Source organism: Sphingobium sp. (assembly GCF_048594625.1).
Lineage (GTDB): Bacteria > Pseudomonadota > Alphaproteobacteria > Sphingomonadales > Sphingomonadaceae > Sphingobium.
This window is the reverse complement of sequence record NZ_JBMDWL010000115.1, coordinates 1-26,768: the sequence shown is the minus strand read 5'-3', so window position 1 is coordinate 26,768 and position 26,768 is coordinate 1. Positions and strand designations below refer to the sequence as shown.

Here is a 26,768-nt window from a genome sequence, read left to right as displayed (position 1 = left end):
CTGGATCGAACGCGAAACCCGGCTGCTCAAGATCATCCTGAACCCTTCGCTGGTCCTCACCTGGCTGTTCGGCCTGATGCTGATGGTCGAAATCGGGGCGTGGAGTTTCGGCTGGTTTCATCTGAAACTGCTCTTCGTCCTCGGCCTGTCGGGCTATCATGGCTGGATCAGCGCCTATGCGAAGAAACTGGCAAGGGGTCAGCGCCCGCTCAGCGACAAGGCGCTGCGCATGCTGAACGAGATTCCGGGCGTCGCTGCGGCCGTCATCGTCATCGCGGTAATCGTGAAACCCTTCTGAAGGCGATAGCGTGATTAGTTGGTTTTCCGCCACCTCCCTCTCGCCAACGGGCGGGGCAGCGAGACTTGCGCGCGCAGCGCGCTGGTCGCAGTGTGGTGGGCTTTCGCGACGTCCAGCCCGCCCCCTAACCCCCTCCCGTAAACAGGAGGGGGGACATGGCCGCTTCTGGCCGAACCCAAATCTGTCCTACGATCCGACATACTGATATAATCGCCCTGCGTAACCGACCGATAGGATCGCGCCCGCGCAATTATATGTCGGATTCAGCGGGAAATGTGCGAAGTTAAGCCGTCACGCAAGGAAGCAACCCGATGAACGACCTGCGTCTCTGGTTCGGCCCAAAGCGTCTGGGATGGGGCATTACGGCCTATACATGGGAAGGCTGGGTCGCGGCCGGTCTTGCCGTCCTCACCGGCGGCATCGTCGCCGCGATGCTGTGATGCTGCGATTCAGGCAGGATCGACCGCGATATTGTCGATCAGCCGCGTCGTGCCCAGCTTGGCCGCGCCCAGCAGCTGCGCCGGGCGGTCCAGCACATGCATCGGCGCCAGCGTGACGGCATCGCACAGCGTCACATAATCGATCGGATCGAAACCTGCGCCGGCCAATGTAGCAACCGCCTTCGACAGCGCGCCGTCCACCGGCTCGCCCTTTTCCATCTGCCGTTTCGCTTGCGCCAGGGCGCGGGGCAGGGCCAGCGCGGCCTTGCGCTCCTCCTCGCTCAGATAGGCGTTGCGGGATGACAGGGCGAGGCCATCTTCCGCCCGCTGGGTCGGCATGCCGACAATCTCGACCGGCAGGTCAAGGTCGCTGACGAAACGGCGGATGACGGCCAGCTGCTGATAATCCTTCTCGCCGAATATCGCGACGTCGGGCCGCACCTGATTGAACAATTTGGTGACGACCGTCGCCACGCCATCGAAATGGCCCGGCCGCGCCGCCCCGTCCAGACCCTCGCTGATCCCCGACACGCTGATATTGGTGGCGTAACCGGCCGGATACATGACCTCGACCGTGGGCGCCCATAATATGTCCGCGCCTGCCGCGGTCAGCAATTGCGCGTCCTTCGCCTCCCGCCTGGGATAGGCGTCCAGATCCTCGTTCGGCCCGAACTGGCGCGGATTGACAAAAATCGACACGACCACATGCCGTCCGCCCCGCCGCGCTTCTTCGACCAGCGCCAGATGCCCGTCATGCAGGGCGCCCATCGTGGGCACCAGCACGACCGGCTTTCCGTCGCTTTTCAGGGCATCGACGGCGGACCGAAGGGCGGGCAGGTCACGCAATATTTGCACGGAAGTCATGGCTCCGATAAGGGCGATCTAGAATGTGTGTCCTGCTAGGCTGGTGCCTGCGCGACCGTCAACATGCATTGCGACAATCAACGGGGTTTACTGGGGCCAATGGCGAATCCGCAGCCGCATCTCATCGTCTTCGCCAATGAAAAGGGCGGAACGGGGAAATCGACCACGGCGGTCCATACCGCCATCGCCCTGTCGGCGCTGGGCCATCAAGTGGGACTGATCGATCTCGATCCGCGTCAGCGCACCGTGACCCGCTATATGGAAAATCGTCAGGAAACCGCGCGTCGTCGCGGCATCGACCTGCCGACCCCCGATTTCGGCGTCTTCACCGGCGACAGCATCGCCGTGCTGGACGATCAGGTGATCGAACTGGCGGTGGGCAAGGATTTTCTGGTGGTCGACACGCCCGGCCGCGACGACATCTATGCCCGGCATCTGGCGCCGCATGCCAATACGCTGGTGACGCCGATGAACGACAGTTTCGTCGATTTCGACCTGATCGGTCAGGTCGATCCCGAAACTTTCAAGGTGCGCAGCCCGTCCTTCTATTCCGAACTGATTTTCGAAGCGCGCAAGGAACGGGCAAAGGTCGACGGCGTGACGATCGACTGGGTGGTGCTGCGCAACCGTGTCCAGCATCATGACGCGCGCAACAAGAAACGCGTGGGCGACGCGCTGATGGAATTGTCGCGCCGCGTCGGCTTCCGCGTCATTCCGGGCCTTTCGGAACGCGTCATCTTCCGCGAACTCTTTCCTTCGGGCCTTACCCTGCTCGACAAGGGGCATCTGGGCGAACTGGGCGTCAGCCACATCGCCGCGCGACAGGAACTGCGCGAAATGGTGTCCGGTTTCGCTCTGCCGACGTCCGAAGGCACGGCGTCGCTGGATCTGCTCGGCGCGGCCTGATGGGCTGGCTGGCGATCCTGCTGGCGGGGCTGGCGGTCTGGCTGATCTGGACGGGAAGGCTGCAACGCATGACGGCAAAGGATGGCATGGCGCTGGGCGCGGCGCTGGTGGGCGCGGTGCTGGCGGCAAAGGGCAAGCCGGGGATCGGCGCGCCCCTGCTGATCGGCGCGGCGCTGTTCTTCGCGCAGCAGGGCAGTGCGAAAAGCCGCCCGCGCAAACGCGCCGGTCCCCCGAAACCCGTGCCGGGCAGCGATGACGTCGTCCGGGCGCGGGCCTTGCTCGGCCTGCCCGATCATGCCGACGCCCGCGCGATCCGCGCCGCGCACCGCCGCCTGATCGCGTCGGTTCATCCCGACAAGGGCGGCACCGAAGCACTGGCGGCGGAAATCAACGCCGCGCGCGACATTCTGCTCGCCGATCAGAAACAGAAGAAACGGTGATCCACCGCTTTGATCCCACGCTGCTGCGCGACTATGATCTGCGCGGGCGGGTGGGCGACACGCTGCACGAAGCGGACGCCCATGCGCTCGGCCGCAGTTTCGGCACCACCATCGCCCGTTCCGGCGGACGTAGGGTCGCGGTCGGCTATGACGGGCGCCTGAGTTCGCCGATGCTGGAGGCTGCTCTGGTCGACGGGCTGATGCACAGCGGCATCGATGTGCTGCGCATCGGGCTTGGCCCCACGCCCATGCTATATCATGCCGAAATGACGGGCGATGTGGACGGCGGCATTCAGATAACCGGCAGCCATAATCCCGGCGATCAGAATGGCTTCAAACTGGTGCAGCGCCATGCGCCTTTTTTCGGCGCGCAGATTCAGGCGCTTGGCGCGCTGGCGGCGGCGGGCGACTGGGAAAGCGGAAAAGGTTCGTACGAACATGCGCCGGTCATGGACGCCTATGTCGCGCGCCTGATGCAGGGGTTCGACGGCCCCGCCTGCCGCATCGGCTGGGACGCGGGCAATGGCGCGGCTGGCCCGGTCGTGGAGAAGCTGGCACAGCTGCTGCCGGGTGAGCATCATCTGCTCTTCACCGATATAGACGGTCACTTTCCCCATCATCATCCCGATCCTTCGCAGGATCGCAATCTGGCGGACCTGCGCGCGCTCGTCCTCGACAAGCAACTCGATTTCGGTGTGGCTTTCGATGGCGATGGCGACCGGATCGGCGTGATCGACGGCCTGGGCCGTAGGCTGCCGGGCGATCAGCTTGTGGGTCTCTTTGCGCAGGTCGTGCTGCAAAACCGCCCCGGCGCGCCGATCGTCGCCGATGTGAAGACCAGCCAGACCGTGTTCGACCGCATCGCCGCGCTGGGTGGCGTGCCCGATATGTGGAAGACCGGCCACAGCCATATCAAGTCCAGAATGAAGCAGATTGGCAGCCCGCTGGGCGGCGAAACCACCGGCCACCTCTTCTTTGCCGACGATTATCCGGGCTATGACGATGGTCTTTACGCCGCCATCCGGCTGATCCGGGCGACCGGATCGCTCGGCCATGGCGTTACCGCGCTGCATGATGCAATGCCGGTCAGCGTCATCACCCCCGAATGGCGCTTCCCCGTGCCTGAATCCCGCAAATTCGCAGTGGTGGACGAAGTCTCCGCCCGCCTGACCGCCGCCGGTGCGGATATATGCGCGATAGACGGAGTCAGGGTCCGGACCGCCGATGGCTGGTGGCTGTTGCGCGCTTCCAATACCGAAGCGGCTCTGGTGGCGCGCGCCGAATCATCCGATCGGGCGACGCTCGATCATCTGATTGCGCAGATCGATGCCCAACTGGCCGAATCGGGCGTGACAAGGCCGCAATCGTCCTGAATCGGCATGATTTACCCTTATACCTTGGTCTAATTCCGTTCCGTGCAATTGCGTACTTCCCTTACGGCAAGCAGTTAACCGGACAACGATTGCAGGAAACGCAATCGCCCTTCCATGTTTCGCATTTGCGACGACCATCGCTGCGCTGCAAAAGGAAAGGGCCTTTCAGGCATCCTCTCCTAAAAACTTCAAGGCCGTCCATCTGGGCGGCTTTTTTTTTGATTGCTGCATCATTGCCACACGGCCCTGCTGCCGTAGCGTCGCGCATCGTCCCTTGCTTGCCTCTGTCCTGAAAATGCGATGGATTCCACGGGCCAAAGGCTGGAAATTCATGGAAATCCTGATAATCGGCTGCGCCCATAACAGCCGGTCGTGCGTTCGAACGCCTCCGACACCAGGCCCATATGTCCCCAGAAGAGGATTTGCCATGACGCATCGCGGTCGCATTCTTTCAGCCTTTGCTCTGTTCGGTTCCATGGCGGCGGCAACGCCGGCCCTTGCCGGGGGCTTCTATCTTCAGGAACAGTCGCCCAAGGAAACCGGTCGCGCCCTGTCGGGTGGCGCTGCGGCGGGCGACGATCCGTCGACCATCTATTTCAATCCTGCCGCGATGACGGAACTGGACGGTATCCAGACCTCGATCGGCGGCGTCGCGCTGATGGCGTCGGCGCATCAGACCAATCGCGGGTCCAGCCGCACCATTCCCGGCGTCCCCGTCCGCGCGCCTATCACCGGCAATGACGGCGGCAACCCGTTCGAAAGCGTCATCCCCATCCCCAGCTTCTATGCCAGCGCGCAGGTCAGCGACCGCCTCTGGCTGGGCCTTGGCGTCAACGCGCCCTTTGGCCTGAAACTGGAATATGACAATGGTTTCTTCGGTCGCTATGACTCGCTCTACACCGACCTTAAAACCTATAATATTCAGCCTTCGGCCGCCTATAAGCTGACCGACAACCTCTCCATCGGGGGCGGCGTCGACGTGCAATATGTGAAGGCCACGCTCACCAACGCCCTGCCGCAACTCTCGCCGCTGGCGCCCACCGACGGCTTTGCCCGGCTGAAGGGTGACGACTGGTCGGTCGGCTGGAATGCGGGCCTGTTCTACACCACCGGCGACACCAACTGGGGCGTCCATTACCGTTCCGGCATCAAGCATAAGCTGGCAGGCACCCAGACCGTGTCCGGTCTGCTCGGCCCGGTTGCGGTCGGCAATGGCGATTTCGCCGCGACCGCGCCGCTCGACCTGCCCGACATCGTGACCGTATCGATGATGCACCGCCTGACCCCGCAACTGCGCGCGATGATCACCGGCAAATGGTATAACTGGTCGAAGTTCAAGGGCATCGCGGTCACATCCGCCACCGGCACCACGAACAAGGAACTGGATTATAAAGACAGCTATTCGGTCAGCATCGGCGGCGAATATGATGTTTCCAAGGCGCTGACCCTGCGCGCAGGCACGATGTTCGACCGTTCGCCCACCAATCCGCAGCATCTGACCACCCGCGTGCCCGATGGCGACCGCGTCTGGCTGACGGGCGGCGCGACCTGGAACATGTCGGACGCCTTCGCCCTCAATGTCAGCTACGCGCATACCTTCGTGGAAAAGGCGAACATCATCCGCCCGGACAGCTATTTCCCGGCCCCCGCCACGGTGACCGCGACGACGCTGGCCCAAACGAGCGGCAATGCGGATCAGGTGGCGGCGTCGCTCACCATACGCTTCTGATCGGCATGGTGCTGCCCTGCATGTTTCGGCAAAGCGGAAACAACAGGGCCGCTCACGCTTCTAACTGACGCAAAACATCCCTATAGAGGCTCCGTATAGTACGGAGCCTCTTTTTCATGTCCGACCATAATCCCGGCCTGCGCCCCTGGCGTGACATCGCGCGGCGTCAGTCGCGGCAGATCATGGTCGGCAATGTGCCCGTCGGCGGCGGCGCGCCCGTCAGCGTTCAGACGATGACGAACACGCTGACGCATGACGTCAAAGCGACCATCGACCAGATTCGCCGGTGCGAGGATGCGGGCGTCGACATCGTCCGCGTGTCCTGCCCGGACGAAGAATCCTCCGCCGCCCTCAAACAGATCGTCCGCGCCGTAAAGGTGCCGATCGTCGCCGACATCCATTTCCATTACAAACGCGCGCTGGAAGCGGCCGATGCGGGCGCGGCATGCCTGCGCATCAATCCCGGCAATATCGGTTCGGCAAAGCGCGTGAAGGAAGTGGTCGACGCGGCGAAAGCCAATGGCTGCTCGATCCGCATCGGCGTCAACGCCGGTTCGCTCGAAAAGAATCTGCTCGAAAAATATGGCGAACCCTGCCCGGAAGCGCTGGTCGAATCCGCGCTCGACCATATCAAGCTGCTTCAGGATCAGGATTTCCACGAATATAAGGTTGCGGTGAAGGCCAGCGACGTCTTCCTGGCCGTCGCCGCCTATATGCAGCTGGCCGAAGCGGTCGATTGCCCGTTGCACCTCGGCATCACCGAAGCGGGCGGCCTGATCGGCGGCACGGTGAAAAGCGCGATCGGCATCGGCAATCTGCTCTGGGCCGGGATCGGCGACACGATCCGCGTCTCCCTCTCCGCCGAACCGGAAGAGGAAGTGCGCGTCGGCTACGAGATTCTCAAATCGCTCGGCATCCGCACCCGCGGCGTGAAGGTCATTTCCTGCCCGTCCTGCGCGCGGCAGGGCTTCGACGTCATCCGCACCGTGCAGGCGCTGGAGGAACGGCTTCAGCATATCAACACGCCGCTTTCCCTCTCCGTACTGGGCTGCGTCGTCAACGGTCCGGGCGAAGCGCGGGAAACCGACATCGGCCTCACCGGCGGCGGCAATGGCAAACATATGGTCTATCTGTCGGGCGTCACCGATCATACCATCCAGGATGCCGACATGGTCGACCATATCGTGAAGCTGGTGGAGGCCAAGGCGGCGCAGATCGAAGCGGAGAAGCTGGAAGCCGAAACGACCGATGCGGGACAGGCACAGGCGGCTGAATAAGTCAGCGGCCCTTCATCATGGCGCGTGATCAGGGCGGTTTCGCCATCCCCTTCGTCATCTGCTGCGTCGGCGTGGCGCTGTTTTCGGTGATGGACGCGGCGATGAAGGGCCTCAGCCTTGCCATCGGCCTCTACAACGCGCTCTTCTGGCGGGCCGTCACCGGCACCCTGCTGGGCCTTGCGCTGATGCTGCTCACCCGTCAGCGCTGGCCGACGCGGCAGGTGCTGCGCATCCATCTGCTGCGCGGCACGGTGGTGGCGGCGATGGCGCTGCTCTTCTTCTGGTCGATCCTGCGCCTGCCGCTGGCCGAAGCGATCGCGCTGTCCTTCATCGCCCCACTGATTGCCCTGTATCTCGCTGCGCTGCTGCTGAAGGAAAAGGTCGGGCGACAGGCGGTCGGCGCGTCGCTGCTGGGGCTGGTCGGGGTCGCCGTCATCCTGTCGGGCAAGCTGTCGGGCCGTTATGAAGCCGACGCGCTGCTAGGCGTGCTGGCGGTTCTCGGTTCGGCGGTCCTTTTCGCATGGAACCTCATCATCCAGCGGCAACAGGCGCAGGTCGCCTCACCCATAGAGGTCGCCTTTTTCCAGCATCTCGTCATGCTGGCGGTGTTTTCGACCTGCGCGCCATGGCTGGCTATCCTTCCCCCGACAGGCGCCGTGCCGCTGGTCCTGCTGGCCGCGACGCTGGCCTTCACTTCGCTCGCCGCGCTCGCCTGGGCCTATGCACGGGCGGAGGCGCAGCGGCTGATTCCGGTCGAATATAGCGCCTTCCTGTGGGCCGCCATCGTCGGCTGGCTGGCCTTTGGCGAACGGGTCACGCTCACCACCATGGCGGGCGCCTTGCTGATCGTCGTCGCCTGCCTTATCGCCGCCCGCTCGAAACGGGCCGAACTGGCTCATGTTGAGGCGGGCACGGCATGACAGACATCCTTATTCGCACGGCGCGCGCCGACGACATCGACACCATCCACGCCTTCATCCTCGCGCTGGCCGACTATGAAAAGCTGGCGCATGAGGTGAAGACGGATCGCGATACGCTCGCCCGCTATCTTTTCGGCCCGCGCCCCATGGCCGAAGTGCTGATTGCAGACCATGATGGCAAAGCGGTCGGCTTCGCGCTCTTCTTCCACAATTTTTCGACCTTCGAAGGGCGTCCGGGCCTCTATCTGGAGGATCTGTTCGTCCTGCCGCAGGCGCGCGGCCTTGGCGCGGGCAAGGCGTTGCTGGTCCGCCTCGCGCAAATGGCGATCGAACGCGACTGCGCCCGGCTGGAATGGTCGGTGCTCGACTGGAACGAACCGGCCATCGCCGTCTATCGCGCGATCGGCGCAAAGCCGATGGACGAATGGACGGTCCAGCGGGTCGATGGCGATGCGCTCACGGCGCTTGCCGCCGGCTGACATGGCGCGACCCGGCGGGATGAGCCGTTCGGCCACAGGCTTGACCGGGACTCCCACCTTGGCGCATTGTGCCGATCTGGAACATTTGGGGGACAGACAGACATATGGCCGTGGGCCGCACCGTGAAACGCACGCCGGAATGGCGTGAAATGCTCAAGCGCAGCCTGATCCGCAGCGGCGCGCTGATCGGCGCGATCGCGCTCATGCTGGCGACCCTGTTCCTTGCCCTCGCGCTTTTGAGCTACGCCCCCAGCGACCCGTCGCTGATGACGGTGGCGGGCGATCATGTCGGTAACATCATGGGCGCGCCCGGCGCATGGGTGTCGGACGTGCTGCTGTTGATCCTGGGCGTGCCCGTTGCCCTGTTCCTGCCGTTGATGGCGGTCACCGCGCGCCGCCTGTGGGGGGATCAGGATATGGGCGGCTGGGTCGGCCAATATGGCAAATGCCTGTCGGGCGTCGCCCTGATCGGCATCGCGCTGGCGCTGTTTCAGCCCGACCCGCTCGTCGGCCTGCCGTCCGGCTGGGGCGGCATGATCGGCCTCGCCACGGCAAAGGGCCTCATCAGCCTGACGGCGCAGGCGCCCGCCGCCGCGCCATGGATACGCGGCGTGCTGGTCTTCGTCGCGCTGATCGGTGGCCTTTTCGCCTGCTATCGCAGTCTCGCGCTCGAAAAGCCGATCTTCGCGCTGCGCCGTCCTTCGCTGCCCCGGCTGGCGCTGCCGCGCCCGACGCTGGGCTTTGGCGGCACCGCGCCTGCTTCCGATGATGACGATTATGATGACGAAGACGAACCGGCCGAACGCGTCATCGCCCCGCGCAAGCAGGTTTCGAACGAACCCAAGCCGCCCATCACCATCCAGTCGCCCAAACCCGCCCCGGTGCAGCGCGCCATGGCGCCCGTCAGCCAGGATGATCTGTTCGGTCATTCGTCGCTGCCCTCGCCAGACCTTCTCAATCCCGTCCCCGCCAATCAGGGTGGCAAGATCGACAAGGCCGCGCTGGAACGCAACGCCCGCCTGCTCGAATCCGTGCTCGACGACTTCCATGTAAAGGGCAACATCACCGAAGTGCGTCCCGGCCCGGTCGTCACCATGTACGAACTGGAACCCGCGCCCGGTATCAAGGCCAGCCGCGTCATCGCGCTCGCCGACGACATCGCCCGCAACATGTCGGCCCTGTCCGCCCGCGTCGCGACGATTCCGGGCCGCACCGTCATCGGCATCGAACTGCCCAATGCGAACCGGGAGGGCGTGTCCTTCCGCGAACTCATCACGTCGGAACAGTTCGCGCAGGAAGCGACCCTGCCGATCATCCTTGGCAAGAATATATCCGGCGAACCGATCATCGCCGACCTTGCCCCTATGCCGCACCTGCTGATCGCGGGTACGACGGGTTCGGGTAAATCGGTCGGTTTGAACGCGATGATCCTGTCGCTGCTCTATCGCATGACGCCCGATCAGCTGCGCCTCATCATGATCGATCCCAAGATGCTGGAACTGTCGACCTATGACGACATCCCGCATCTCCTCTCGCCGGTCGTCACCGAACCGGCCAAGGCGATCCGCGCGCTCAAATGGGCGGTGGAGCAGATGGAGGATCGCTATCGCATGATGGCGTCCATATCCGTGCGCAACCTCGCCAATTATAATGAAAAGGTCCGCGCCGCGAAGGCGAAGGGCAAGCCGCTCGGTCGCCGTGTCCAGACCGGCTACGACCCCGAAACCGGCAAGCCCATCTATGAGGAAGAACAGCTGGATTTCCAGCCGCTGCCCCAGATCGTGGTGGTGGTGGACGAACTGGCCGACCTCATGATGACGGCGGGCAAGGAAGTCGAATTCCTGATCCAGCGCCTCGCGCAAAAGGCGCGCGCGGCGGGCATCCACCTGATCCTGGCGACCCAGCGCCCTTCCGTCGACGTCATCACCGGCGTCATCAAGGCGAACCTGCCCACCCGCATCAGCTTCTTTGTGACCAGCAAGATCGACAGCCGCACGATCCTTGGCGAACAGGGCGCCGAACAGCTGCTGGGCAAGGGCGACATGCTCTACATGCACGGTGGCAAGGGGCTGACCCGCGTCCACGGCCCGTTCGTGTCGGACGATGAAGTCCGCGTCGTCGCCGATCACTGGCGTGCGCAGGGCCAGCCCGACTATATCTCCGCCGTGACCGAAGAACCCGAAGAGGGCAGCTTCGCCCTCGACGGCGTGGACCTTGGCGACGACAGCCCCGACGCGCAGCTGTTCCGCAAGGCATGCCAGCTCGTCTTCGAGAACCAGAAGGCATCGACCAGCTGGCTGCAACGCCAGCTACGCGTCGGTTACAACAGCGCGGCGCGCCTCATCGAACGGATGGAGGAAGAAGGGCTGGTCGGCCCGCCCAACCATGTCGGCCGCCGCGAAGTGCTGCGCGACGAAAACGGGAATCCGATCTGACGCTGGCTTTCCCGGTACGATTGCACATCACGCAATCGTGCTTTTGTCCTTCGCATTTGCAGCGCGCCGGGCTGCCGGGCATAGGGGACAGGCCTTTCAGGCATCCTCTCCTAAAAACTTTCAGGGTCGATCGTCAGATCGGCCCTTTTTTTTATGATCAAAAGCGTCTAGGCCTGCACCTGCTGCTGCCGCGCCGATAACATAATTGGAGCGGTGCCGCCGGTAAGACCGGCATGGCGAGGCGGGAGCATGGGGGATGGAGCCGTCCCGATGATTTTGCGGATGCTCTCCCCCATCACCTTTCCCCCATGGCAAACTCTGCCGTCCCGACACAACGGGGTTCGCGGGAACAGCAAGGTTCACTGGGGGTTCAAACCTGACCTTCTACCTCCTCCCTCCTGAAACAACCGGAGTTGAACGCCATGCAGCGCAGCCTTGCGCCCCTGTTTCTCGCCCTTGCCGCCGCACCGCTGGCTTTGACGGGCATCACGCCGATCACGCCCGCCGCCGCGCAGCAGGGCACGTCCGATCTGGCGCAGGTCAGCGCCTATATTCGCGGCGTCACCACCCTGACCGCCGATTTCAGCCAGACCGACCGCGCCGGTCAGACTCTGACCGGCAAGCTCACTCTGAAACAGCCGGGCAAGATCCGCTTCCAGTATCAAAAGGGCGTACCGTTGCTGATCGTCAGCGATGGCAAGGCGCTGACCATGATCGATTATGAAGTGCGTCAGGTGCAACGCTGGCCGATCGGCAGCTCGCCGCTGGGCGCCTTGCTCGACCCATCGAAGGATCTGTCGAAATTCGGCAAGGTCGTGCCGACCGGCGACCCTTCGATCCTGAGCGTGGAGGCGCGCGATCCCAAGCGGCCCGAATATGGCACCATCACCATGATCTTTAAACGCGACCGCGCCGGTCCCGCCGGTCTTCAGCTTTACGGATGGGTGATGCTCGATTCGCAGAATAATCGCACCGCGGTGCGTTTTTCCAATCAGGTCTATGGCGCACCGGTCGCCGACTCCGCTTTCCGCTGGACCGACCCTCGTCCGCGCGGACGCTCAGCTGGCGGTTGAACGGAGCGCCCGGCGGGATGGCCTGACAAAAAGATAACGATTCTTGTCAGGACCGTTCATCTGCCGCTCATATGCCGGGCGCTAATCCTTACATCAACGGCGAGAGACCAAACCGGGATTTCCCCCCTGTTACCCGGTCCCCCCTCCCGCCGCGAAGCGCTTCAAGGGCGCAATCGAGACCCCCGTTCCACGCCCCCGGAGCGGGGGTCTTACGTTGTGGGCCTCGCGCCTGTCTGATGCCTGCCCGATCCCGCCGACGCTTGCGTAACGACGCGCCTCTCCCTAGTTGCAGACCATGGTCGATACCCTTTCCATCTGTTCCTGGAACATCAACTCCGTCCGCGCGCGCATCGACATCGTCGAACAGCTGCTGCGTATGGAGGCGCCCGACATATTGTGCCTTCAGGAAACGAAGGTGGTGAACGATACTTTTCCCACCGAAATGTTCCGCCGGATGGGCTATGTTCATCAGGTACTGAATGGCCAGCGCATGCATCACGGCGTCGCGATCATGAGCAAGGTGCCGGTGCATGAAGATGACCGGTTCGACTGGCAGGCCAATGGGGAGGCGCGCCATGTCGGCGTCCGGCTCGACAATGGCGTGCGGATCGAAAATGTCTATGTGCCCGCGGGCGGCGACGTTCCCGATCGCGATGTGAATCCCAAATTCGGCCAGAAACTCGATTTTATCGAACGGATGATCCAGTGGTCGTCCGCGCTGGATGACAAGCCGACGATCCTGACCGGCGATTTCAACATCGCCCCGCTGGAATGCGACGTATGGAGCCACAAGCAGCTTCTGAACGTCGTCAGCCACACGCCGGTCGAATGCGAAATCCTGGCGCGGCTTCAGGCGTCGAACGACTGGGTCGATATCGGCCGCCATTTCCACCCGGCCCCTGCGCGCCTCTACACCTGGTGGAGCTACCGGGCGAAGGACTGGGCGGAATCGGATCGCGGCCGCCGCCTCGACCATATGTGGATGACCCGCGACGTCGCGGACAAGGCGGTCAGCCATCGCGTGGTCGAACCCGCACGCAGCTGGGTGAAGCCGTCCGACCATATCCCCATCATTACCGAGTTCGCCTTCTGATGAGCGATGCCGCCGGACCTGCTGCGGCGCAGGGCCGCGATGCCGCGCGGGCCATCGATGCGCTGCGTCGGGGCTGGGCGATCCGCCTGATGGCGGCCGACGGCGCGATCCGCCTGATGGCGGTGGAGGGGGCGGATGCGGTCACGCTGGCCGATTTCGATCCGGCGGGGCGGGCGGACATCCTGATTTCCGCCGCCCGCGCCGAAACGCTGAAACTCGCCAATCAGCTGGCGGCCGCCGACCCCGACCTGCCGGTGCTGGTCGAGCGTGCGCCATGGATCGACGCGGACGTTGCCACCGCCATTTCCGACCCGGTGCTGGATCTTGCCTCGCCGCTCAAGGGGCCGTTCCGCGTTCGCCCGCTGCCTGCGCCGCATGCGGCAAAGGCGGCGCTGCGCCTTGCCCGCCTTGCCGGCATCCTGCCCGCCTATTTCCTGATGGAAGGCGACGGCCCGGTGGAGGCATCGCTCAGCGCCGATGCCATTGCCGCCTATGACGATGCCGGAAACCTCGCCATCGCCACCCGCGCGCGCCTGCCCGTATCGGCCAGCGAAAGCGCGGAAATCATCGCCTTCCGCAGTCCGGACGAACCGCGCGAACATGTCGCGCTGATCGTCGGCAAACGCGATTCATCGCCGCCTGTCATCCGCCTGCACAGCGAATGCCTGACCGGCGACGTGCTGGGCAGCCTCAAATGCGACTGCGGACCCCAGCTTCATGAAGCGCTGCACCGGATCGCCGACGCGCCATGGGGCGTCCTCCTCTACCTGCGGCAGGAAGGGCGCGGCATCGGCCTCGTCAACAAACTGCGCGCCTATGCGCTTCAGGATCAGGGGTTCGACACAGTCGACGCCAATGTGCGGCTGGGCTTCGCCATCGACGCGCGCGATTTTTCCGTCGCGGCGCGGATGCTCGATTTGCTGGGCGTGAATCAGGTGCGCCTGCTCACCAACAATCCGAATAAGGTGGCGGGGCTGGAGGCGGCCGGGGTCGCGGTGACGGAACGCCTGCCGATCATCCTGCCCGCCAACCCGCATAACGAACGCTATCTCGCTACGAAGCGGGACCGTACCGGGCACCAGCTTTGACCCTGATCCGCGTCGATTGCGGCGCGGGCCGCCTGACCTTGGGCGACATGGCGATGGATTGCACCATCGGCCGGGGCGGCGCCTGCCCGGCGGCTGACAAACGCGAAGGCGACGGCTGCACCCCGCTTGGCATCTGGCCGATCCGCGGCGTCCTGCTGCGCCTTGGAAAGGCCGTGTCGACCGGCATTCGCCTGCCATGGCGTTGGATCGGGGCCAGTGACGGCTGGTCGGACGATGTCGCCGACCCGGCCTATAACCGCCCCATACGCCTGCCGCGCCCCTTTTCTGCCGAAAGCCTGATCCGCGCCGACGACGCCTATGACATCATCGTCGTGCTGGGCCATAATGATGCGCCGCCGGTGCCGGGGCAGGGCAGCGCCATCTTCTTCCATTTGTCCGAAGGACGGCCGACGGCGGGATGCGTCGCGGTGGACCGGGCGGACATGCTGCGCCTCCTGCCGTTGCTGGCGCCGGGCGACGGGATGGAACTTCTGCCCTGACCGCCGCTTAATCTCCTTTTAACGGGGCTTAGCTATAGTCATGGCGTCAGATCAGGAAGGGTCGATGTCCAGCGCCATCCAAGCCAAATTGCTGACGAACCGCCGCGCCAGCGATCGCCGGGATGTGCAGCGTATGTCGACCATGCGCACCGAAGCGCAGGTGCCCGCCGACATCATCATCAACGACCTGTCCGTCGGTGGATGCCGCATATCGGGTGATCTTGATCTGGCGCTGGATGATCGCGTCACCATCGGGCTTCCGGGCCTTGGCGCCCGCCCGGCCCATGTCGTCTGGGCCAAGGATGGCAGCACCGGCCTGTTGTTCGATCAGGTGCTGACCGGCCATGACGTCACCGTCACGCGCGAGGCCAATACGCTGATCACCGGGCGTTTCAACGTCACCGGCGCGATGCTGGCTGATCCATCGGAAACCGCGGAGCCGCAGGACGAATCCCGCCTGTCGCCCGCGTCCCGGCTCGGCATCATCGTGACGGCGGCCCTGCTGGCCTGGGCGCTCGCGATCGCCATGATCTGGCTGGGCAGTCGGATCGTCTAAGGCATCGTGCGCAAAAGCGGAAACTGGTTTTGCGCAGGCAAGGATGCGATAAAACATAACTAAGGCACAGATGTTGCGTCGAATTTAGCGCAGCCTGCCCTGAACTGCGGCTCAGGCCCGCTCCAGCGCCTCGCCCACTTCGCCGCCCGCCGCCTCCAGCAAACGCCGCTCCAGCGTCTGTAGCCGCGCCTTGCTCTCTATCTTGCCGCCCAGCAGGTCGGTGACATAGAATGTATCGACCGCGCGCTCGCCATAGGTGGCGACATGGGCGCTGTGCACCGTCACCTTGGACTGGAACAGGGCGTTGGCCAGGCTGAAAAGCAGGGCGGGGCGGTCACGCGCATTCACCTCGACCACCGTAAACCGGTTCGACGCCTTGTTGTCGATCAGCACATTGGGTTCGATGCGGAATGCCTCCGCCCGCGTGCGGGGCAGGGGGCGTGCCGACAATTTGGTGATCATGCGGTGCCGGTTCGACAGCGAATCCTCGATCGCGCCGCGAATCCGCTTCAGCTGATCGTCACTGTGAAACGCGCCGCCCAGCGGATCCTGCACCAGGAAATTGTCGATCGCCACGCCGTCGCGCGTCGTATGGATGCGCGCGTCGATGATGTTTCCGCCCGCCAGATGGATGGCGCCCGCAATGCGATAGAACAGCCCCGGATGGTCTGCGGCATAGACGGTGACCAGCGTCGCCCCGCGCTGCGGATAATATTGCGCCGCGATGGACAGGGGCGCGTCGCCCGCCGCCAATATATGCTGGGCGTTATGGACCAATATGTCGTCCGGCTCGGCGATCCAGTAGCTTTCGGGCAAGCGCGCGCTGAACGCGGCGAAGGCCGCGTCGTCCATGCCCAGCGCCTGTTGCAGCGCCGCCTGCTTCATCGCGACCCGTTCGCCCCGGCCCTTCTGCTTATGGCCAAGGCGCAGCACTTCTTCGGCCGCATCATACAGGTCGCCCAGTAACTGCCGCTTCCAGCTGTTCCACACGCCGGGGCCGACGGCGCGAATATCGACCACCGTCAGGCACAGCAGCAGCCGCAACCGTTCCGCGCTCTGCACCACGTCCACAAAGTCCAGGATCGTCTTGTAATCGGCCAGATCGCGTTTGAAGGCGGTCGCCGACATCAGCAGATGGTATCGCACCAGCCATGCGACCGTTTCGGTTTCTGCCGGGGTCAGGCCAAGGCGCGGGCACAGATATTCGGCGACTTCCGCGCCCAATATGCTGTGGTCGCCGCCGCGCCCCTTGGCGATGTCGTGCAGCAGCACCGCGACATAGAGCACGCGCCGCGACAACAGCTTGCCCATCAGCTCGCTCGCCAGCGGATGGTCGCTCGCCAGCTCGCCCTTTTCGATGCGGGACAGCAGGCCCACGGCGCGGATCGTATGTTCGTCGACCGTATAATGATGATACATGTCGAACTGCATCTGCGCCACGACGCGGCGGAAATCGGGCACGAAACGGCCGAACACGGTGGATTCGTTCATCCACCGCAGCACCGTTTCGGGATCGCGCGGGGATGTCAGCACATCCATGAAGGCGGCGTTGGCGCGCACATCCTTGCGCACCTTTGCCGTGATCAACCCCGCATCCCGGCTCGCCGCGCGCATGGCGCTGGGGTGAATCTGCAACCCGTGCCGGTCCGCCACCGCGAATATCTCCAGCAACCGCACCGGGTCCGCCTGAAAGAAATCGTCGCCGGGCAGGGCGATCCGTCCGCGCTCCAGCACGAACCCGTCCAGCTTCTTGGGCCGGCGGAAGATGGACGGAATGTAACGCCGCCCTTTCTCCGCCATCTGGTCATCCAGATGCGCCAGGAACACGGCGGTCAGGTCGCCCACCGTCTTTGCGTTCAGGAAATAATAGCGCATGAAGCGTTCGACGCCCGAACGGCCCGCGCGTCCGGTAAAGTGCATCCGCGTCGCGGTTTCCAGTTGCAGGTCGAACGTCAGCCGGTCCTCGGCGCGCCCGGTGATGCTGTGCAGGTGGCATCGCACCGCCCACAGGAAATCCTCGGCCTTCTGGAACTGGCGCAGTTCCGCTTCCGTCAGCAATCCGACATCGACCAGTTCGGCGACCGATCGCACCCGGTTCACATATTTGCCGATCCAGAACAAAGTGTGCAGGTCGCGCAGGCCCCCCTTGCCTTCCTTGACATTGGGTTCCACGACATAGCGGCTGTCACCCATCCGCCGGTGCCGCTCATCGCGCTCCTCCAGCTTTTCGGTCACGAATGCGCGGGCATTGCCCTGCATCACTTCGGCGTCGAACCGGGCGGAGGTTTCCTCATACAGCGCCCGGTCGCCCCAGACATAGCGCGCCTCCAAAAGGGCGGTGCGCACCGTCAGGTCGCTTTTGGCCATGCGCATCGTCTCGTCGACCGAACGGCTGCTATGCCCGACCTTCAGCCCCAGATCCCACAGCGAATAGAGCATGGATTCGATGACCTGCTCGGTCCAGCCGGTCGGCTTCCACGGCGTGATGAACCCGATGTCGACGTCGCTGTGCGGCGCCATTTCGCCCCGGCCATATCCGCCCACGGCGATCAGCGCAATCCGCTCCCCCGTGCTGCGATTGCCCGCCGGGTACAGATGATGCGTCGTCGCATCGTAGAGCAGCCGCAGAATCTGGTCGATCAGGAAAGCGAAGGCGCTCACCGTTTCCCGCCCGCGCGTGGGCTTGTCCGCCAGCCGCCGGGCCACTTCGCCCCGGCCCTGTTCCAGCGCGTCCTTCAATTCCCTGACGATCGCCCCGCGCAGGCGCATAGCATCGCCCCGATGCTCCTGCGCCAGGGCGTTGATCCTGTCGGAAATGGCGCGCCGGTCGATGATCGCGCGGCGCGATCCAAGGGCGGGGTACTGCATGACCATGGCTTTTCTCTAATCGCGCTGCGCGTCGGCGGCCAGTTGTTTCAGCCGATAGATATGGTCCAGCGCTTCGCGCGGGGACAGCGCGTCCGCATCGATCGCGGCAATCGCCGCCATCAGCGGATCGACCTTCTCCTCCTCATGCGTCGCGACGGCGGCAAACAGCGGCAGGTCGTCCAGCCCCGCGGCAATCCCGCCGGTCTTCGCCTTGCCCGCCTCCAGCCGCGCCAGCACATCCTTGGCGCGCTTCAGCACGGCGGGCGGCAACCCCGCCAGCCGCGCCACGGCCAGACCATAGCTGCGATCGGCCGGGCCTTGCCCCAGTTCGTGCAGCAGGATGAGGTCGCCCTTCCATTCCCGCGCCCGCACATGATGCAGCGACAGCGACGACAGCGTTTCGGCCAGCCGCGTCAGCTCATGATAATGGGTCGCGAACAGGCACCGGCACCGGTTGACCTCATGCACCGCCTCCACCACCGCCCAGGCGATCGCCAGGCCGTCATAGGTCGACGTCCCACGCCCCACCTCGTCCAGGATCACGAAACTGCGCTCCGTCGCCTGCGACAGGATCGCCGCCGTCTCGACCATCTCGACCATGAAGGTCGACCGCCCTTTGGCAAGGTTGTCCGAAGCGCCCACCCGGCTGAACAGCCGGTCGACCAGCGTCATCGTGGCCGATTGCGCGGGTACATATCCGCCCGCCTGCGCCAGAATAACGATCAGCGCATTTTGCCGCAGGAATGTCGATTTACCGCCCATGTTCGGCCCGGTGACCAGCCACAGCCGGTCACTCTCGTTCAACCGGCAATCATTGGCGACGAACGCCTGCCCGTCCTTGCGCAGCGCATCCTCGACCACCGGATGCCGCCCGCCCACGATGTCCAGACACTGGCCCGCCCCGTCGGCCTCGACGAAATGCGGCCGCTGCCATCCGCCCTCCGCCGCCCGTTCGGCCAGCGCAGCGGCGACGTCCAGCCGCGCCAGCGCATCGGCGGCGCGGGCGATGTCGCTCTTGCGGTCCAGCACCGCCTCGATCAGTCCTTCCAGATGCGCCGCTTCGGCGACCAGAGCATGGGCGCCCGCCTGCGCCACGCGCCCGGCCTCTTCATGCAGGTCGATCGAATTGAATCGCACCACGCCCGCCAGCGTCTGGCGATGGGTAAAGCCGCTGTCGGCCGCCATCAGCTGGTCGGCTGCCCGCGCGGGCACCTCGACATGGTAACCCAGCACGCCATTATGCCGGATCTTGAGCGCGGAAATCCCGGTCTGCTCGCGATATTTCGCCTCCAGCGCGGCGATGGCGCGCCGCCCGTCGCTGCTCAGCCGCCGCAATTCGTCCAGCGCCGGATCATAGCCATCGGCAATATAGCCGCCACTCGCCGTCTCGGTCGGTGGCGACGGCACCAGCGCGCGCGACAGCGCATCGACCAGTGTGCCATGCCCGTCCAGCGCGGGCAGCAGCTGGGCCAGCAATATCGGCGCATCCGCGATCCGCCCCAGCCGCTCGCGCAGCAACCGCGCTTCGTTCAGCCCATCGCGCAGCTGCCCCAGATCGCGGGGACTGCCACGTCCCACCGCCACCCGCCCCAGCGCCCGGCCGATGTCCGGCAACGCGCGCAACGCCCCGCGCACCTGACTGCGCAGCGTGCCCTCATCATGGAAAAGGCTCACCAGCCCCAGCCGCGCTTCGATCACGCCCAGATCCATCAGCGGCGCGGACAGATCCTGCCCCAGCAATCGCGCGCCCGCGCCCGTCACCGTCCGGTCGATCGCGCCCAGCAGGCTCCCGGCCCGCGTGCCGCCGGTGGTGGCGACGATTTCCAGACTCTCCCGTGTCGCCGCGTCGATGGCGACATGCCCGCCGCTCGATTTGCGCATCGGCGGCGCCAGGAATGGCAGGGTGCCCTTGCCCGCATGGTCGAGATAGGCGATCAGCCCGCCCATTGCGGCCAGTTCCGCCCGGCCGAACTGTCCGAACCCGTCCAGCGTCGCGACCCCGAACAGCCGTTTCAACGCATCTTCCGCCCGCGCGCTGGAAAAGGCCGCCTTGTCGAAGGCATGGCAATCGGGCAGGTCGATCGCCCATCCTTCCGCCACCACCGTTTCGCTCGGCCGCAACCGCGCCAGTTCGGCGGGCAGATCGCCCACCGGGCATGTCATCGTTTCGAACCGCCCGGTCGAAATATCGGCCGCCGCGATGCCGATCTCGCCTGAATCTTCCCCGCCCACCTGCGCCAGCGCGACCAGCATATTGTCGCGGCGGCTGTCGAGCAGCGTTTCTTCGGTCAGCGTGCCTGCCGTCACATATCGCACGATCGCCCGCGCGACGAGCGTCTTGCCACCGCGCGCCTTGGCCTGCGCCGGGGTTTCGGTCTGTTCGGCGATGGCGACGCGATGCCCGCCCTTGATCAGCCGCGCCAGATAGCCTTCGGCGCTGTGCACCGGCACCCCGCACATCGGGATCGGCGCGCCGCCATGCTCACCCCGGCTGGTCAGCGCAATGTCCAGCGTCGCCGCCGCCATTTTCGCATCGTCAAAGAACAGCTCGAAAAAATCGCCCATGCGATAGAAAAGCAGGCAGTCCTGCGCTTCGGCCTTCAGCGTCAGATATTGCGCCATCATCGGCGTCGGGGCAGCGGCGGATGCGGTCGTGTCGGTGTGGGAAGCCATGGGGCAGGGCGATAGCGTGAAGCGGCGGCTGAAACCAGCGCTTCGCAATCGCGTATTAAAATTGCGCTTCTCGCACTTGCCCACAGGATAATCTTGCCGCTAGGGCCGGTGCATTGTTTCAATATATGGGTGATTTCGATGGCCGAACGATCGAATGTGGAATTTTCCGAACGCGAAGCGCTGTTCTTCCATTCGACCGGCCGCCCCGGCAAGATCGAGATCATCGCGTCCAAACCCATGGCGACGCAGCGCGACCTTTCCCTTGCTTATTCTCCCGGCGTCGCGGTGCCGGTACGCGCCATCGCCGCCGATCCCGCAACCGCTTACGACTATACGGCCAAGGGCAATCTGGTCGCGGTCATCTCCAACGGCACGGCCATCCTTGGCCTCGGCAATCTCGGCGCACTGGCGTCCAAGCCCGTGATGGAGGGGAAGGCCGTCCTCTTCAAACGCTTCGCCGACGTCGACAGCATCGACATCGAATTGAAGACCGAGGATGTCGATCGCTTCATCGACGCGGTCGAACTGATGGAGCCGAGCTTTGGCGGTATCAACCTTGAAGACATCAAGGCGCCCGAATGTTTCGTCATCGAAACCACGCTGAAGGAACGGATGAACATTCCGGTCTTCCACGACGATCAGCATGGCACCGCGATCATCGCGGCGGCGGGCGTCATCAACGCCGCGCTGCTGACCGGGCGCGACATGAAGGACATGAAGGTCGTGGTGAACGGCGCGGGCGCGGCCTCGATCAGCTGCACCGAACTGATCAAGGCGCTGGGCGTCCCCAACGACAATGTCATCATGTGCGACAGCAAGGGCGTCATCTATCAGGGCCGCACCGAAGGCATGAACCAGTGGAAGTCCGCCCATGCGGTCAGGACCGACGCCCGCACGCTGACGCAAGCGGTAAAGGGCGCCGACGTGTTCCTCGGCCTCTCGGTCGCGGGCGCGATGAGCCAGGACATGGTGAAATCCATGGCCGCCAATCCGATCATCTTCGCCATGGCGAACCCCGATCCCGAAATCCTGCCGCCCGACGCCCATGCCGTGCGCCCCGACGCCATCGTCGCCACCGGCCGGTCGGATTTCCCCAATCAGGTGAACAACGTCCTCGGCTTCCCCTTCATCTTCCGCGGCGCGCTCGATGTGCGGGCAACCGGCATCAACGACGCGATGAAGCTGGCGGCGGCCAAGGCGATTGCCGAACTCGCCCGCGAACAGGTGCCCGAAGAAGTCGCCCATGCCTATGGCCGCTCGCACAGCTTCGGCCCCGACTATATCATCCCCGCGCCCTTCGACCCGCGCCTGATGGAAGTGGTGCCCGCCGCCGTGGCGCAGGCCGCGATGGATACCGGCGTCGCACAGAAACCGATCACCGACATGGCGGCCTATCGCCAGTCGCTGAAAGGTCGCCTCAACCCCACCACCTCGGTCCTCACCAGCGCCTATGAAATCGCGAAGGCCGATCCCAAGCGCGTCGTCTTTGCCGAAGCGGAAGAAGAAGTCGTCCTGCGCGCCGCCATCCAGTTCCGCGAACTGGGCTATGGCATTCCTGTTCTCGTGGGTCGCGACAATGTGGTCGAAAAACTGCGCGCGCTGGGCGTGCGCGATCCTGAAAGCTTCGAACTGCACAACAGCGTCAATTCGCCGCTGGTGCCGCAGATGGTCGACCTGCTCTACGAACGGCTCCAGCGTCGCGGCTATCTGCGCCGCGACTGCGAACGCATGGTCAATCGCGATAGGCACATCTTCGGCACGCTGCTGGTGAAGATGGGCGTGGCCGACGCGATGATCACCGGCACGACCCGCCCCTATGGCCAGACCCTGCGCGAAGTGAAGCGCGTGATGGACCCGGTGCCCGGCCGCACCCCCTTTGGCATCCATGTCATGGTGGCAAAGGACAAGACCGTGTTTCTGGCCGACACCACCGTCCATGAACGCCCCTCCGCCGCCGAACTGGCCGACATTGCGGAAGGCACCGTCGCCGTCGCCCGCCGCATGGGTCATGATCCGCGCGTCGCGTTCCTGTCCTATTCCAATTTCGGCAATCCGCCCGGCGCTTTCCTCGACAATGTGCGCGACGCGGTGAAGATATTGGACGAACGGGCGGTCGATTTCGAATATGAAGGCGAAATGACGCCCGACGCAGCGCTCAACCCCACCGTCATGAAAAATTATCCTTTCAGCCGCCTGTCGGGGCCTGCCAATGTGCTGGTCATGCCCGGCCTGCAATCGGCCAATATCTCGGCCAAGCTGCTGCGCGAACTGGGCGGTACGACGATGATCGGGCCGCTGCTGGTCGGCATGGAAAAATCGGTGCAGATCGCCACCATGTCGTCCAACGCGTCCGAACTGCTGACGCTGGCCGTGCTGGCGGCAGGCGGCATCGCGCGCTGATCCGGTCCGAAATGATCGTGGTTCAGATTTTCTGCACCACGATCTGCCTTTTTCATTTGCAAGCCACTGGTCATGCGGGAAAGGAACAGGGATCGTCCGGGGAGTAGAATTTTGAGCATAGCCAGTTTCGACAGCGCCACATTCCGTCGGGTATTGGGCCATTACCCCACGGGCGTCTGCGCCGTCACCGCTATCGAAGCGGACGGTACGCCTGTCGGCATGGTGGTCGGCTCCTTCAACTCCGTTTCGCTGGACCCGCCTCTGGTCGCCTTCTTCCCGGCCAAAAGCTCCGGCACATGGCCGCGCATTCAGGCCGTCGGCAAATTCTGCGTCAACGTCCTCGCCAGCGACCAGAAGGCGCTGTGTCGTCAGATCGCGGCGCCCGGACCGGACAAGTTCACCGGCGTATCCCATCGCACTTCGGCCAATGGGTCGCCGATACTGGACGATGTCGTCGCCTGGATCGACTGCACGCTCGATGCCGTTCATGAAGCGGGCGACCATGACATCGTCGTCGGCCGCGTCGTCGCGCTGGAAGTCGACCGCCCCGGCAGCCCTCTGCTCTTCTTCCAGGGCAATTATGGGGAATTTTCCCTGATCGAATGATCCATTACCCATTGTCCGGCGTTTTCAGAATGGTGGCGGGGTAAAGCGGGCTATTGTTTCTCGCATATTGTCTTTATGGACATGTTGGGGAAACATTACGCCTCCTTAACTACCGATCCTCTAAAGGCAGGCATGGTGCCTCCCCTGACCGGACCGTTGCATGACCGCGCTGCTCATCACTGTCGACACGGAACTGTCTTCCTCGCTGCATCAGCGGGGCATGGGCCTTGACGACAATGTCGACCGGTCGATCTGGGCGCGGGCGCAGGGCGGGGCGTTCGGCATCGGCTGGCAGATGGATCTGCTGGACCGCCATGGCCTCAAAGGCGTCTTCTTCCTCGATCCGCTGCCCGCGCTGGTCCATGGCGCCGATTTCCTGAAACCCGTCGTCGGCGAAATCGTCGGGCGCGGCCATGAAGTGCAGATGCATATCCACACCGAGTGGCTCGCTCCGGCACCGGCATCGCCCGTTGGCGGACGTCGGGGCCGCAATATCGGCGACTTCACGCTGGATGATCAGGTAACGCTGCTCGGCCTCGCCAAATCCTTGCTGGAAAATGCGGGCGCACCGGTCATCACCGCCTTTCGCGCGGGCAATTTCGGCGCCAACGACGATACGCTGCGCGCCCTGTCGCAACTGGGCGTGCGCTGGGACAGCAGCGTCAACCCCGCCTATCTCGGCCGCGAATGCACCATATCGGCCGATCCGGCCCGGATCGGCGCTTTCCGGCATCATGGCACCATCGAATTGCCCGTGTCCGGCATCGCGGACCGCCCCGGCGGCTTTCGCCCGGCCCAGATCTGCGCCATGTCGGCGGCGGAAATGCGCGCGGGCCTGCGCCATGCCGCGCAGGAAGGGCATGACGCCTTCGTCGTGGTCACCCACAGTTTCGAAATGCTCTCGCGCGATCGCCGGCGCCCCAACCGCGCCGTCATGGCCCGGTTCGAAGCGCTCTGTCGGGAGGCCGCACGCCTGCCGTCGATCCATGGCGCAGGTTTCAACGACCTTCCCGTCGACCTTGCCGATCGCCCCCTGCGCAACCTGACCCGCGCTGCGCCCAGCCAGCTGCGCACGACCTCACGCATCGCGCAGCAGGCATGGGCGACCTGGCGCTATGAACATCGGCTGGTGCCTGCGTGACATCCTTGCCCTGCGCGATTGTCATCGGTCTGGAAAACGCCATCGCGCTGACGGTGGTGCGCGACCTTGGCGAACATGGCGTGCCGGTCCATGGCGTGGCGCGCGACGCGACCTCCATCGTCACCGCGTCGCGCCATTGCACGCACTGGTCGCACCGTCCCGCCGGTCCCATCGCCGACTGGCTTGCGGCGCTGATCGAGAAGACCGGCGCCCGCGCCGTTTTCGCCATTTCCGAAACCGATCTGCTGCAACTGGCCGCGCTGCCGCCGATGATCGGCGACTGCCATATCCTGGTGCCCCGTGCGCAGCCGCTGGCCCGCGTCCTCGACAAGCTGCAGACGATCACCGTGGCGCAGGCGGCGGGGCTGCGCGTTCCCCAGACATGGCAACCCCGGCGGGGTGAGGATTTCGCCGCCCGCGCCATGACGATGCGCTATCCGCTGGTCGCCAAATGGGCCAATCCGCCCGAAATCATGGGGGCGCTGGAACAGGCGGGACTTGAATGGATCAAGACCGACTATATCCGTTCCCGTCAGGAACTGGACGCGCTGCTTGATCGCTATGCGCCGATCGGCCGCTGGCCGTTGATCCAGCAATATTGCCCCGGCGTCGGCCTTGGCCAGATGCTCTATATGGCGCAGGGTCAAGCCACGCTGCGTTTCCAGCATCGCCGCCTGCACGAATGGCCGCCCGAAGGGGGCGTATCCACCCTCTGCCGCGCCGAACCGGCGGGCGCCCATGCGGCACAGATGGCGCTGTCGGAAAAACTGCTGCGCGCGCTCGACTGGGATGGGCAGGCGATGGTCGAATATCGTTATGATGCGGCCAGCGGCGATTATTGGCTGATGGAAGTGAATGGCCGCTTCTGGGGCAGCCTGCCGCTCGCCCGCCATTGCGGCGCCAATTTCGCGTGGGAGGCCTATCGCCGCCGCGTGCTGGGCGACACCGATCCAGCACCCGCGCCGCGCCATCGCCTGCGCGCCCGCTACATGGTGCCCGAAAGCAAGCGCCTGCTGCGCGTGCTGCTGATGCCCGGCCGGATCGGCGACCCCTTTTTCCGTCGTCGCCCGATCTTCGACCTGCTGGCCTATCTTGCCGCCTTCATCGATCCGCGCACCCGCTATTATGTGTTCAGCCGGTCGGACCCCCGGCCTTTCCTGCACGACATGGCGCAGATGTTCAGGAAAGCCGTGCGCCGGGGAAGGCGCTGATCAGCGCGTCGACCGCCTGTTCCACGCGGGCCAGGCATGTCGCCATATAGCTGTCGTCCAGACGATAGGGGTCGTGCAGGTGCGGCATCATTGGCCGCGTCCACTGGCCCAGCAGCATGCGGGGCAGATGGCCGACACGCGGGTCCGCCGCCAGCCGGTGCAATTGCCGCACCTCCATCGCCAGCAGCAAGTCCCCCGGTTCGGGCTGATAGTCGGCCAGATCGACCGCGCGATGCGCCGCCATATCATGCCCCATCGCCTGCGCCGCCATGATGGCCGGTTCATGCGCCGGGCGCCCGGTAGTGGTGGACAGGCCGAAGGACGCGGTCCGCATCCCCGCGCGCCGCGCCACGACGTCGGCAAAGGCGCTGCGACAGATATTGCCCTGACACACGAAC

Annotated in this window: 23 protein-coding genes; 19 read left to right on the top strand and 4 right to left on the bottom strand. The window is 64.6% G+C overall.

Annotation, left to right across the window (positions count from 1 at the left end):
- Together ACOJSJ_RS14950 and ACOJSJ_RS14945 are read left to right on the top strand one after the other, a co-directional pair.
- Positions 1-298, top strand: a 298-nt coding sequence (locus ACOJSJ_RS14950) for a CopD family protein (RefSeq protein ID WP_420145768.1), incomplete at its 5' end; no start/stop codon positions are given.
- A gap of 311 nt (positions 299-609) precedes the next feature.
- Positions 610-738, top strand: a complete 129-nt coding sequence (locus tag ACOJSJ_RS14945) for a hypothetical protein (RefSeq protein ID WP_420145767.1) — start codon at positions 610-612, stop codon at positions 736-738.
- Positions 739-747: 9 nt separating this feature from the next.
- Here the strand turns inward: ACOJSJ_RS14945 and panC are convergent, their stop codons facing one another.
- A complete protein-coding gene (panC, locus tag ACOJSJ_RS14940) occupies positions 748-1,593 on the bottom strand; it encodes a pantoate--beta-alanine ligase (protein WP_420145769.1) in 846 nt (281 codons plus the stop codon).
- Positions 1,594-1,701: 108 nt separating this feature from the next.
- On the opposite strand from panC, the gene ACOJSJ_RS14935 reads away from it, so the two are divergent.
- From ACOJSJ_RS14935 to ACOJSJ_RS14875, 13 genes are all read left to right on the top strand, one after another.
- Positions 1,702-2,508 carry a division plane positioning ATPase MipZ gene (locus ACOJSJ_RS14935; RefSeq protein WP_420145766.1) on the top strand — a complete coding sequence of 269 codons (807 nt, stop codon included), beginning with the start codon at positions 1,702-1,704 and terminating at the stop codon, positions 2,506-2,508.
- Positions 2,508-2,948, top strand: a complete 441-nt coding sequence (locus tag ACOJSJ_RS14930) for a DnaJ domain-containing protein (RefSeq protein WP_420145765.1) — start codon at positions 2,508-2,510, stop codon at positions 2,946-2,948. Before ACOJSJ_RS14935 ends, ACOJSJ_RS14930 begins: the two co-directional genes overlap by 1 nt.
- Complete coding sequence (pgmG, locus tag ACOJSJ_RS14925) at positions 2,945-4,321, top strand: phosphoglucomutase/phosphomannomutase PgmG (protein ID WP_420145764.1); 1,377 nt, start codon at positions 2,945-2,947, stop codon at positions 4,319-4,321. The genes ACOJSJ_RS14930 and pgmG overlap by 4 nt, the downstream gene beginning before the upstream one ends.
- A gap of 427 nt (positions 4,322-4,748) precedes the next feature.
- A complete protein-coding gene (locus ACOJSJ_RS14920; protein WP_420145763.1) occupies positions 4,749-6,050 on the top strand; it encodes an OmpP1/FadL family transporter in 1,302 nt (433 codons plus the stop codon).
- 116 nt (positions 6,051-6,166) lie between these two features.
- Positions 6,167-7,327, top strand: coding sequence for a flavodoxin-dependent (E)-4-hydroxy-3-methylbut-2-enyl-diphosphate synthase (gene ispG / locus ACOJSJ_RS14915; protein ID WP_420145762.1), 1,161 nt, complete (start codon positions 6,167-6,169; stop codon positions 7,325-7,327).
- A 17-nt stretch (positions 7,328-7,344) separates the two neighbouring features.
- On the top strand, positions 7,345-8,247 hold the full coding sequence (locus ACOJSJ_RS14910) for a DMT family transporter (RefSeq protein ID WP_420145761.1): 903 nt from the start codon (positions 7,345-7,347) through the stop codon (positions 8,245-8,247).
- Positions 8,244-8,726 carry a GNAT family N-acetyltransferase gene (locus tag ACOJSJ_RS14905; protein WP_420145760.1) on the top strand — a complete coding sequence of 161 codons (483 nt, stop codon included), beginning with the start codon at positions 8,244-8,246 and terminating at the stop codon, positions 8,724-8,726. Before ACOJSJ_RS14910 ends, ACOJSJ_RS14905 begins: the two co-directional genes overlap by 4 nt.
- Positions 8,727-8,830: 104 nt before the next feature.
- Entirely contained in the window at positions 8,831-11,161 is a 2,331-nt protein-coding gene (locus tag ACOJSJ_RS14900; RefSeq protein WP_420145759.1) for a DNA translocase FtsK 4TM domain-containing protein, read from the top strand.
- Positions 11,162-11,583: 422 nt separating this feature from the next.
- Positions 11,584-12,234 (top strand): LolA family protein, encoded by a 651-nt coding sequence (locus tag ACOJSJ_RS14895; RefSeq protein WP_420145758.1) that lies wholly within the window; start codon positions 11,584-11,586, stop codon positions 12,232-12,234.
- Between the two features lie 295 nt (positions 12,235-12,529).
- A complete protein-coding gene (xth, locus tag ACOJSJ_RS14890; RefSeq protein WP_420145757.1) occupies positions 12,530-13,327 on the top strand; it encodes an exodeoxyribonuclease III in 798 nt (265 codons plus the stop codon).
- Positions 13,327-14,415 carry a GTP cyclohydrolase II gene (gene ribA / locus ACOJSJ_RS14885; RefSeq protein ID WP_420145756.1) on the top strand — a complete coding sequence of 363 codons (1,089 nt, stop codon included), beginning with the start codon at positions 13,327-13,329 and terminating at the stop codon, positions 14,413-14,415. Before xth ends, ribA begins: the two co-directional genes overlap by 1 nt.
- On the top strand, positions 14,412-14,915 hold the full coding sequence (locus tag ACOJSJ_RS14880; RefSeq protein ID WP_420145755.1) for a L,D-transpeptidase family protein: 504 nt from the start codon (positions 14,412-14,414) through the stop codon (positions 14,913-14,915). The genes ribA and ACOJSJ_RS14880 overlap by 4 nt, the downstream gene beginning before the upstream one ends.
- Positions 14,916-14,979: 64 nt before the next feature.
- A complete protein-coding gene (locus tag ACOJSJ_RS14875) occupies positions 14,980-15,471 on the top strand; it encodes a PilZ domain-containing protein (protein WP_420145754.1) in 492 nt (163 codons plus the stop codon).
- A gap of 111 nt (positions 15,472-15,582) precedes the next feature.
- Here ACOJSJ_RS14875 and ACOJSJ_RS14870 read toward each other — a convergent pair whose 3' ends face one another.
- Complete coding sequence (locus ACOJSJ_RS14870) at positions 15,583-18,345, bottom strand: [protein-PII] uridylyltransferase (RefSeq protein ID WP_420145753.1); 2,763 nt, start codon at positions 18,343-18,345, stop codon at positions 15,583-15,585.
- Positions 18,346-18,354: 9 nt separating this feature from the next.
- On the bottom strand, positions 18,355-21,012 hold the full coding sequence (gene mutS, locus ACOJSJ_RS14865) for a DNA mismatch repair protein MutS (protein WP_420145752.1): 2,658 nt from the start codon (positions 21,010-21,012) through the stop codon (positions 18,355-18,357).
- A 138-nt stretch (positions 21,013-21,150) separates the two neighbouring features.
- On the opposite strand from mutS, the gene ACOJSJ_RS14860 reads away from it, so the two are divergent.
- The 4 genes from ACOJSJ_RS14860 (at position 21,151) to ACOJSJ_RS14845 (ending at position 26,370) form a co-directional block, all read left to right on the top strand.
- The gene (locus tag ACOJSJ_RS14860) at positions 21,151-23,412 is read left to right on the top strand and encodes an NADP-dependent malic enzyme (protein ID WP_420145751.1); all 2,262 of its coding nucleotides are present in this window, start codon (positions 21,151-21,153) and stop codon (positions 23,410-23,412) included.
- Positions 23,413-23,523: 111 nt separating this feature from the next.
- Complete coding sequence (locus ACOJSJ_RS14855; protein ID WP_420145750.1) at positions 23,524-24,018, top strand: flavin reductase family protein; 495 nt, start codon at positions 23,524-23,526, stop codon at positions 24,016-24,018.
- Between the two features lie 160 nt (positions 24,019-24,178).
- Positions 24,179-25,159 carry a polysaccharide deacetylase family protein gene (locus ACOJSJ_RS14850; RefSeq protein ID WP_420145749.1) on the top strand — a complete coding sequence of 327 codons (981 nt, stop codon included), beginning with the start codon at positions 24,179-24,181 and terminating at the stop codon, positions 25,157-25,159.
- On the top strand, positions 25,156-26,370 hold the full coding sequence (locus tag ACOJSJ_RS14845) for a carboxylate--amine ligase (RefSeq protein ID WP_420145748.1): 1,215 nt from the start codon (positions 25,156-25,158) through the stop codon (positions 26,368-26,370). The genes ACOJSJ_RS14850 and ACOJSJ_RS14845 overlap by 4 nt, the downstream gene beginning before the upstream one ends.
- Here ACOJSJ_RS14845 and ACOJSJ_RS14840 read toward each other — a convergent pair.
- Positions 26,339-26,768 (bottom strand): phosphotyrosine protein phosphatase (locus ACOJSJ_RS14840; protein WP_420145747.1); only part of this gene is annotated, 430 nt, incomplete at its 5' end. The genes ACOJSJ_RS14845 and ACOJSJ_RS14840 overlap by 32 nt on opposite strands.

What these genes read in the sequence shown, in the direction of transcription:
- ACOJSJ_RS14935 (WP_420145766.1), top strand. Translation starts at nt 1,702, where the DNA reads ATGGCGAATCCGCAGCCGCATCTCATCGTCTTCGCCAATGAAAAGGGC.
- ACOJSJ_RS14905 (WP_420145760.1), top strand. Translation starts at nt 8,244, where the DNA reads ATGACAGACATCCTTATTCGCACGGCGCGCGCCGACGACATCGACACC.
- ACOJSJ_RS14850 (WP_420145749.1), top strand. Translation starts at nt 24,179, where the DNA reads ATGACCGCGCTGCTCATCACTGTCGACACGGAACTGTCTTCCTCGCTG.
- xth (WP_420145757.1), top strand. Translation starts at nt 12,530, where the DNA reads ATGGTCGATACCCTTTCCATCTGTTCCTGGAACATCAACTCCGTCCGC.
- ACOJSJ_RS14910 (WP_420145761.1), top strand. Translation starts at nt 7,345, where the DNA reads ATGGCGCGTGATCAGGGCGGTTTCGCCATCCCCTTCGTCATCTGCTGC.
- ACOJSJ_RS14900 (WP_420145759.1), top strand. Translation starts at nt 8,831, where the DNA reads ATGGCCGTGGGCCGCACCGTGAAACGCACGCCGGAATGGCGTGAAATG.
- ACOJSJ_RS14875 (WP_420145754.1), top strand. Translation starts at nt 14,980, where the DNA reads ATGTCCAGCGCCATCCAAGCCAAATTGCTGACGAACCGCCGCGCCAGC.
- ACOJSJ_RS14920 (WP_420145763.1), top strand. Translation starts at nt 4,749, where the DNA reads ATGACGCATCGCGGTCGCATTCTTTCAGCCTTTGCTCTGTTCGGTTCC.
- mutS (WP_420145752.1), bottom strand. Translation starts at nt 21,012, where the DNA reads ATGGCTTCCCACACCGACACGACCGCATCCGCCGCTGCCCCGACGCCG.
- ispG (WP_420145762.1), top strand. Translation starts at nt 6,167, where the DNA reads ATGTCCGACCATAATCCCGGCCTGCGCCCCTGGCGTGACATCGCGCGG.
- ACOJSJ_RS14870 (WP_420145753.1), bottom strand. Translation starts at nt 18,345, where the DNA reads ATGGTCATGCAGTACCCCGCCCTTGGATCGCGCCGCGCGATCATCGAC.
- ACOJSJ_RS14930 (WP_420145765.1), top strand. Translation starts at nt 2,508, where the DNA reads ATGGGCTGGCTGGCGATCCTGCTGGCGGGGCTGGCGGTCTGGCTGATC.
- ACOJSJ_RS14895 (WP_420145758.1), top strand. Translation starts at nt 11,584, where the DNA reads ATGCAGCGCAGCCTTGCGCCCCTGTTTCTCGCCCTTGCCGCCGCACCG.
- ribA (WP_420145756.1), top strand. Translation starts at nt 13,327, where the DNA reads ATGAGCGATGCCGCCGGACCTGCTGCGGCGCAGGGCCGCGATGCCGCG.
- ACOJSJ_RS14860 (WP_420145751.1), top strand. Translation starts at nt 21,151, where the DNA reads ATGGCCGAACGATCGAATGTGGAATTTTCCGAACGCGAAGCGCTGTTC.
- ACOJSJ_RS14945 (WP_420145767.1), top strand. Translation starts at nt 610, where the DNA reads ATGAACGACCTGCGTCTCTGGTTCGGCCCAAAGCGTCTGGGATGGGGC.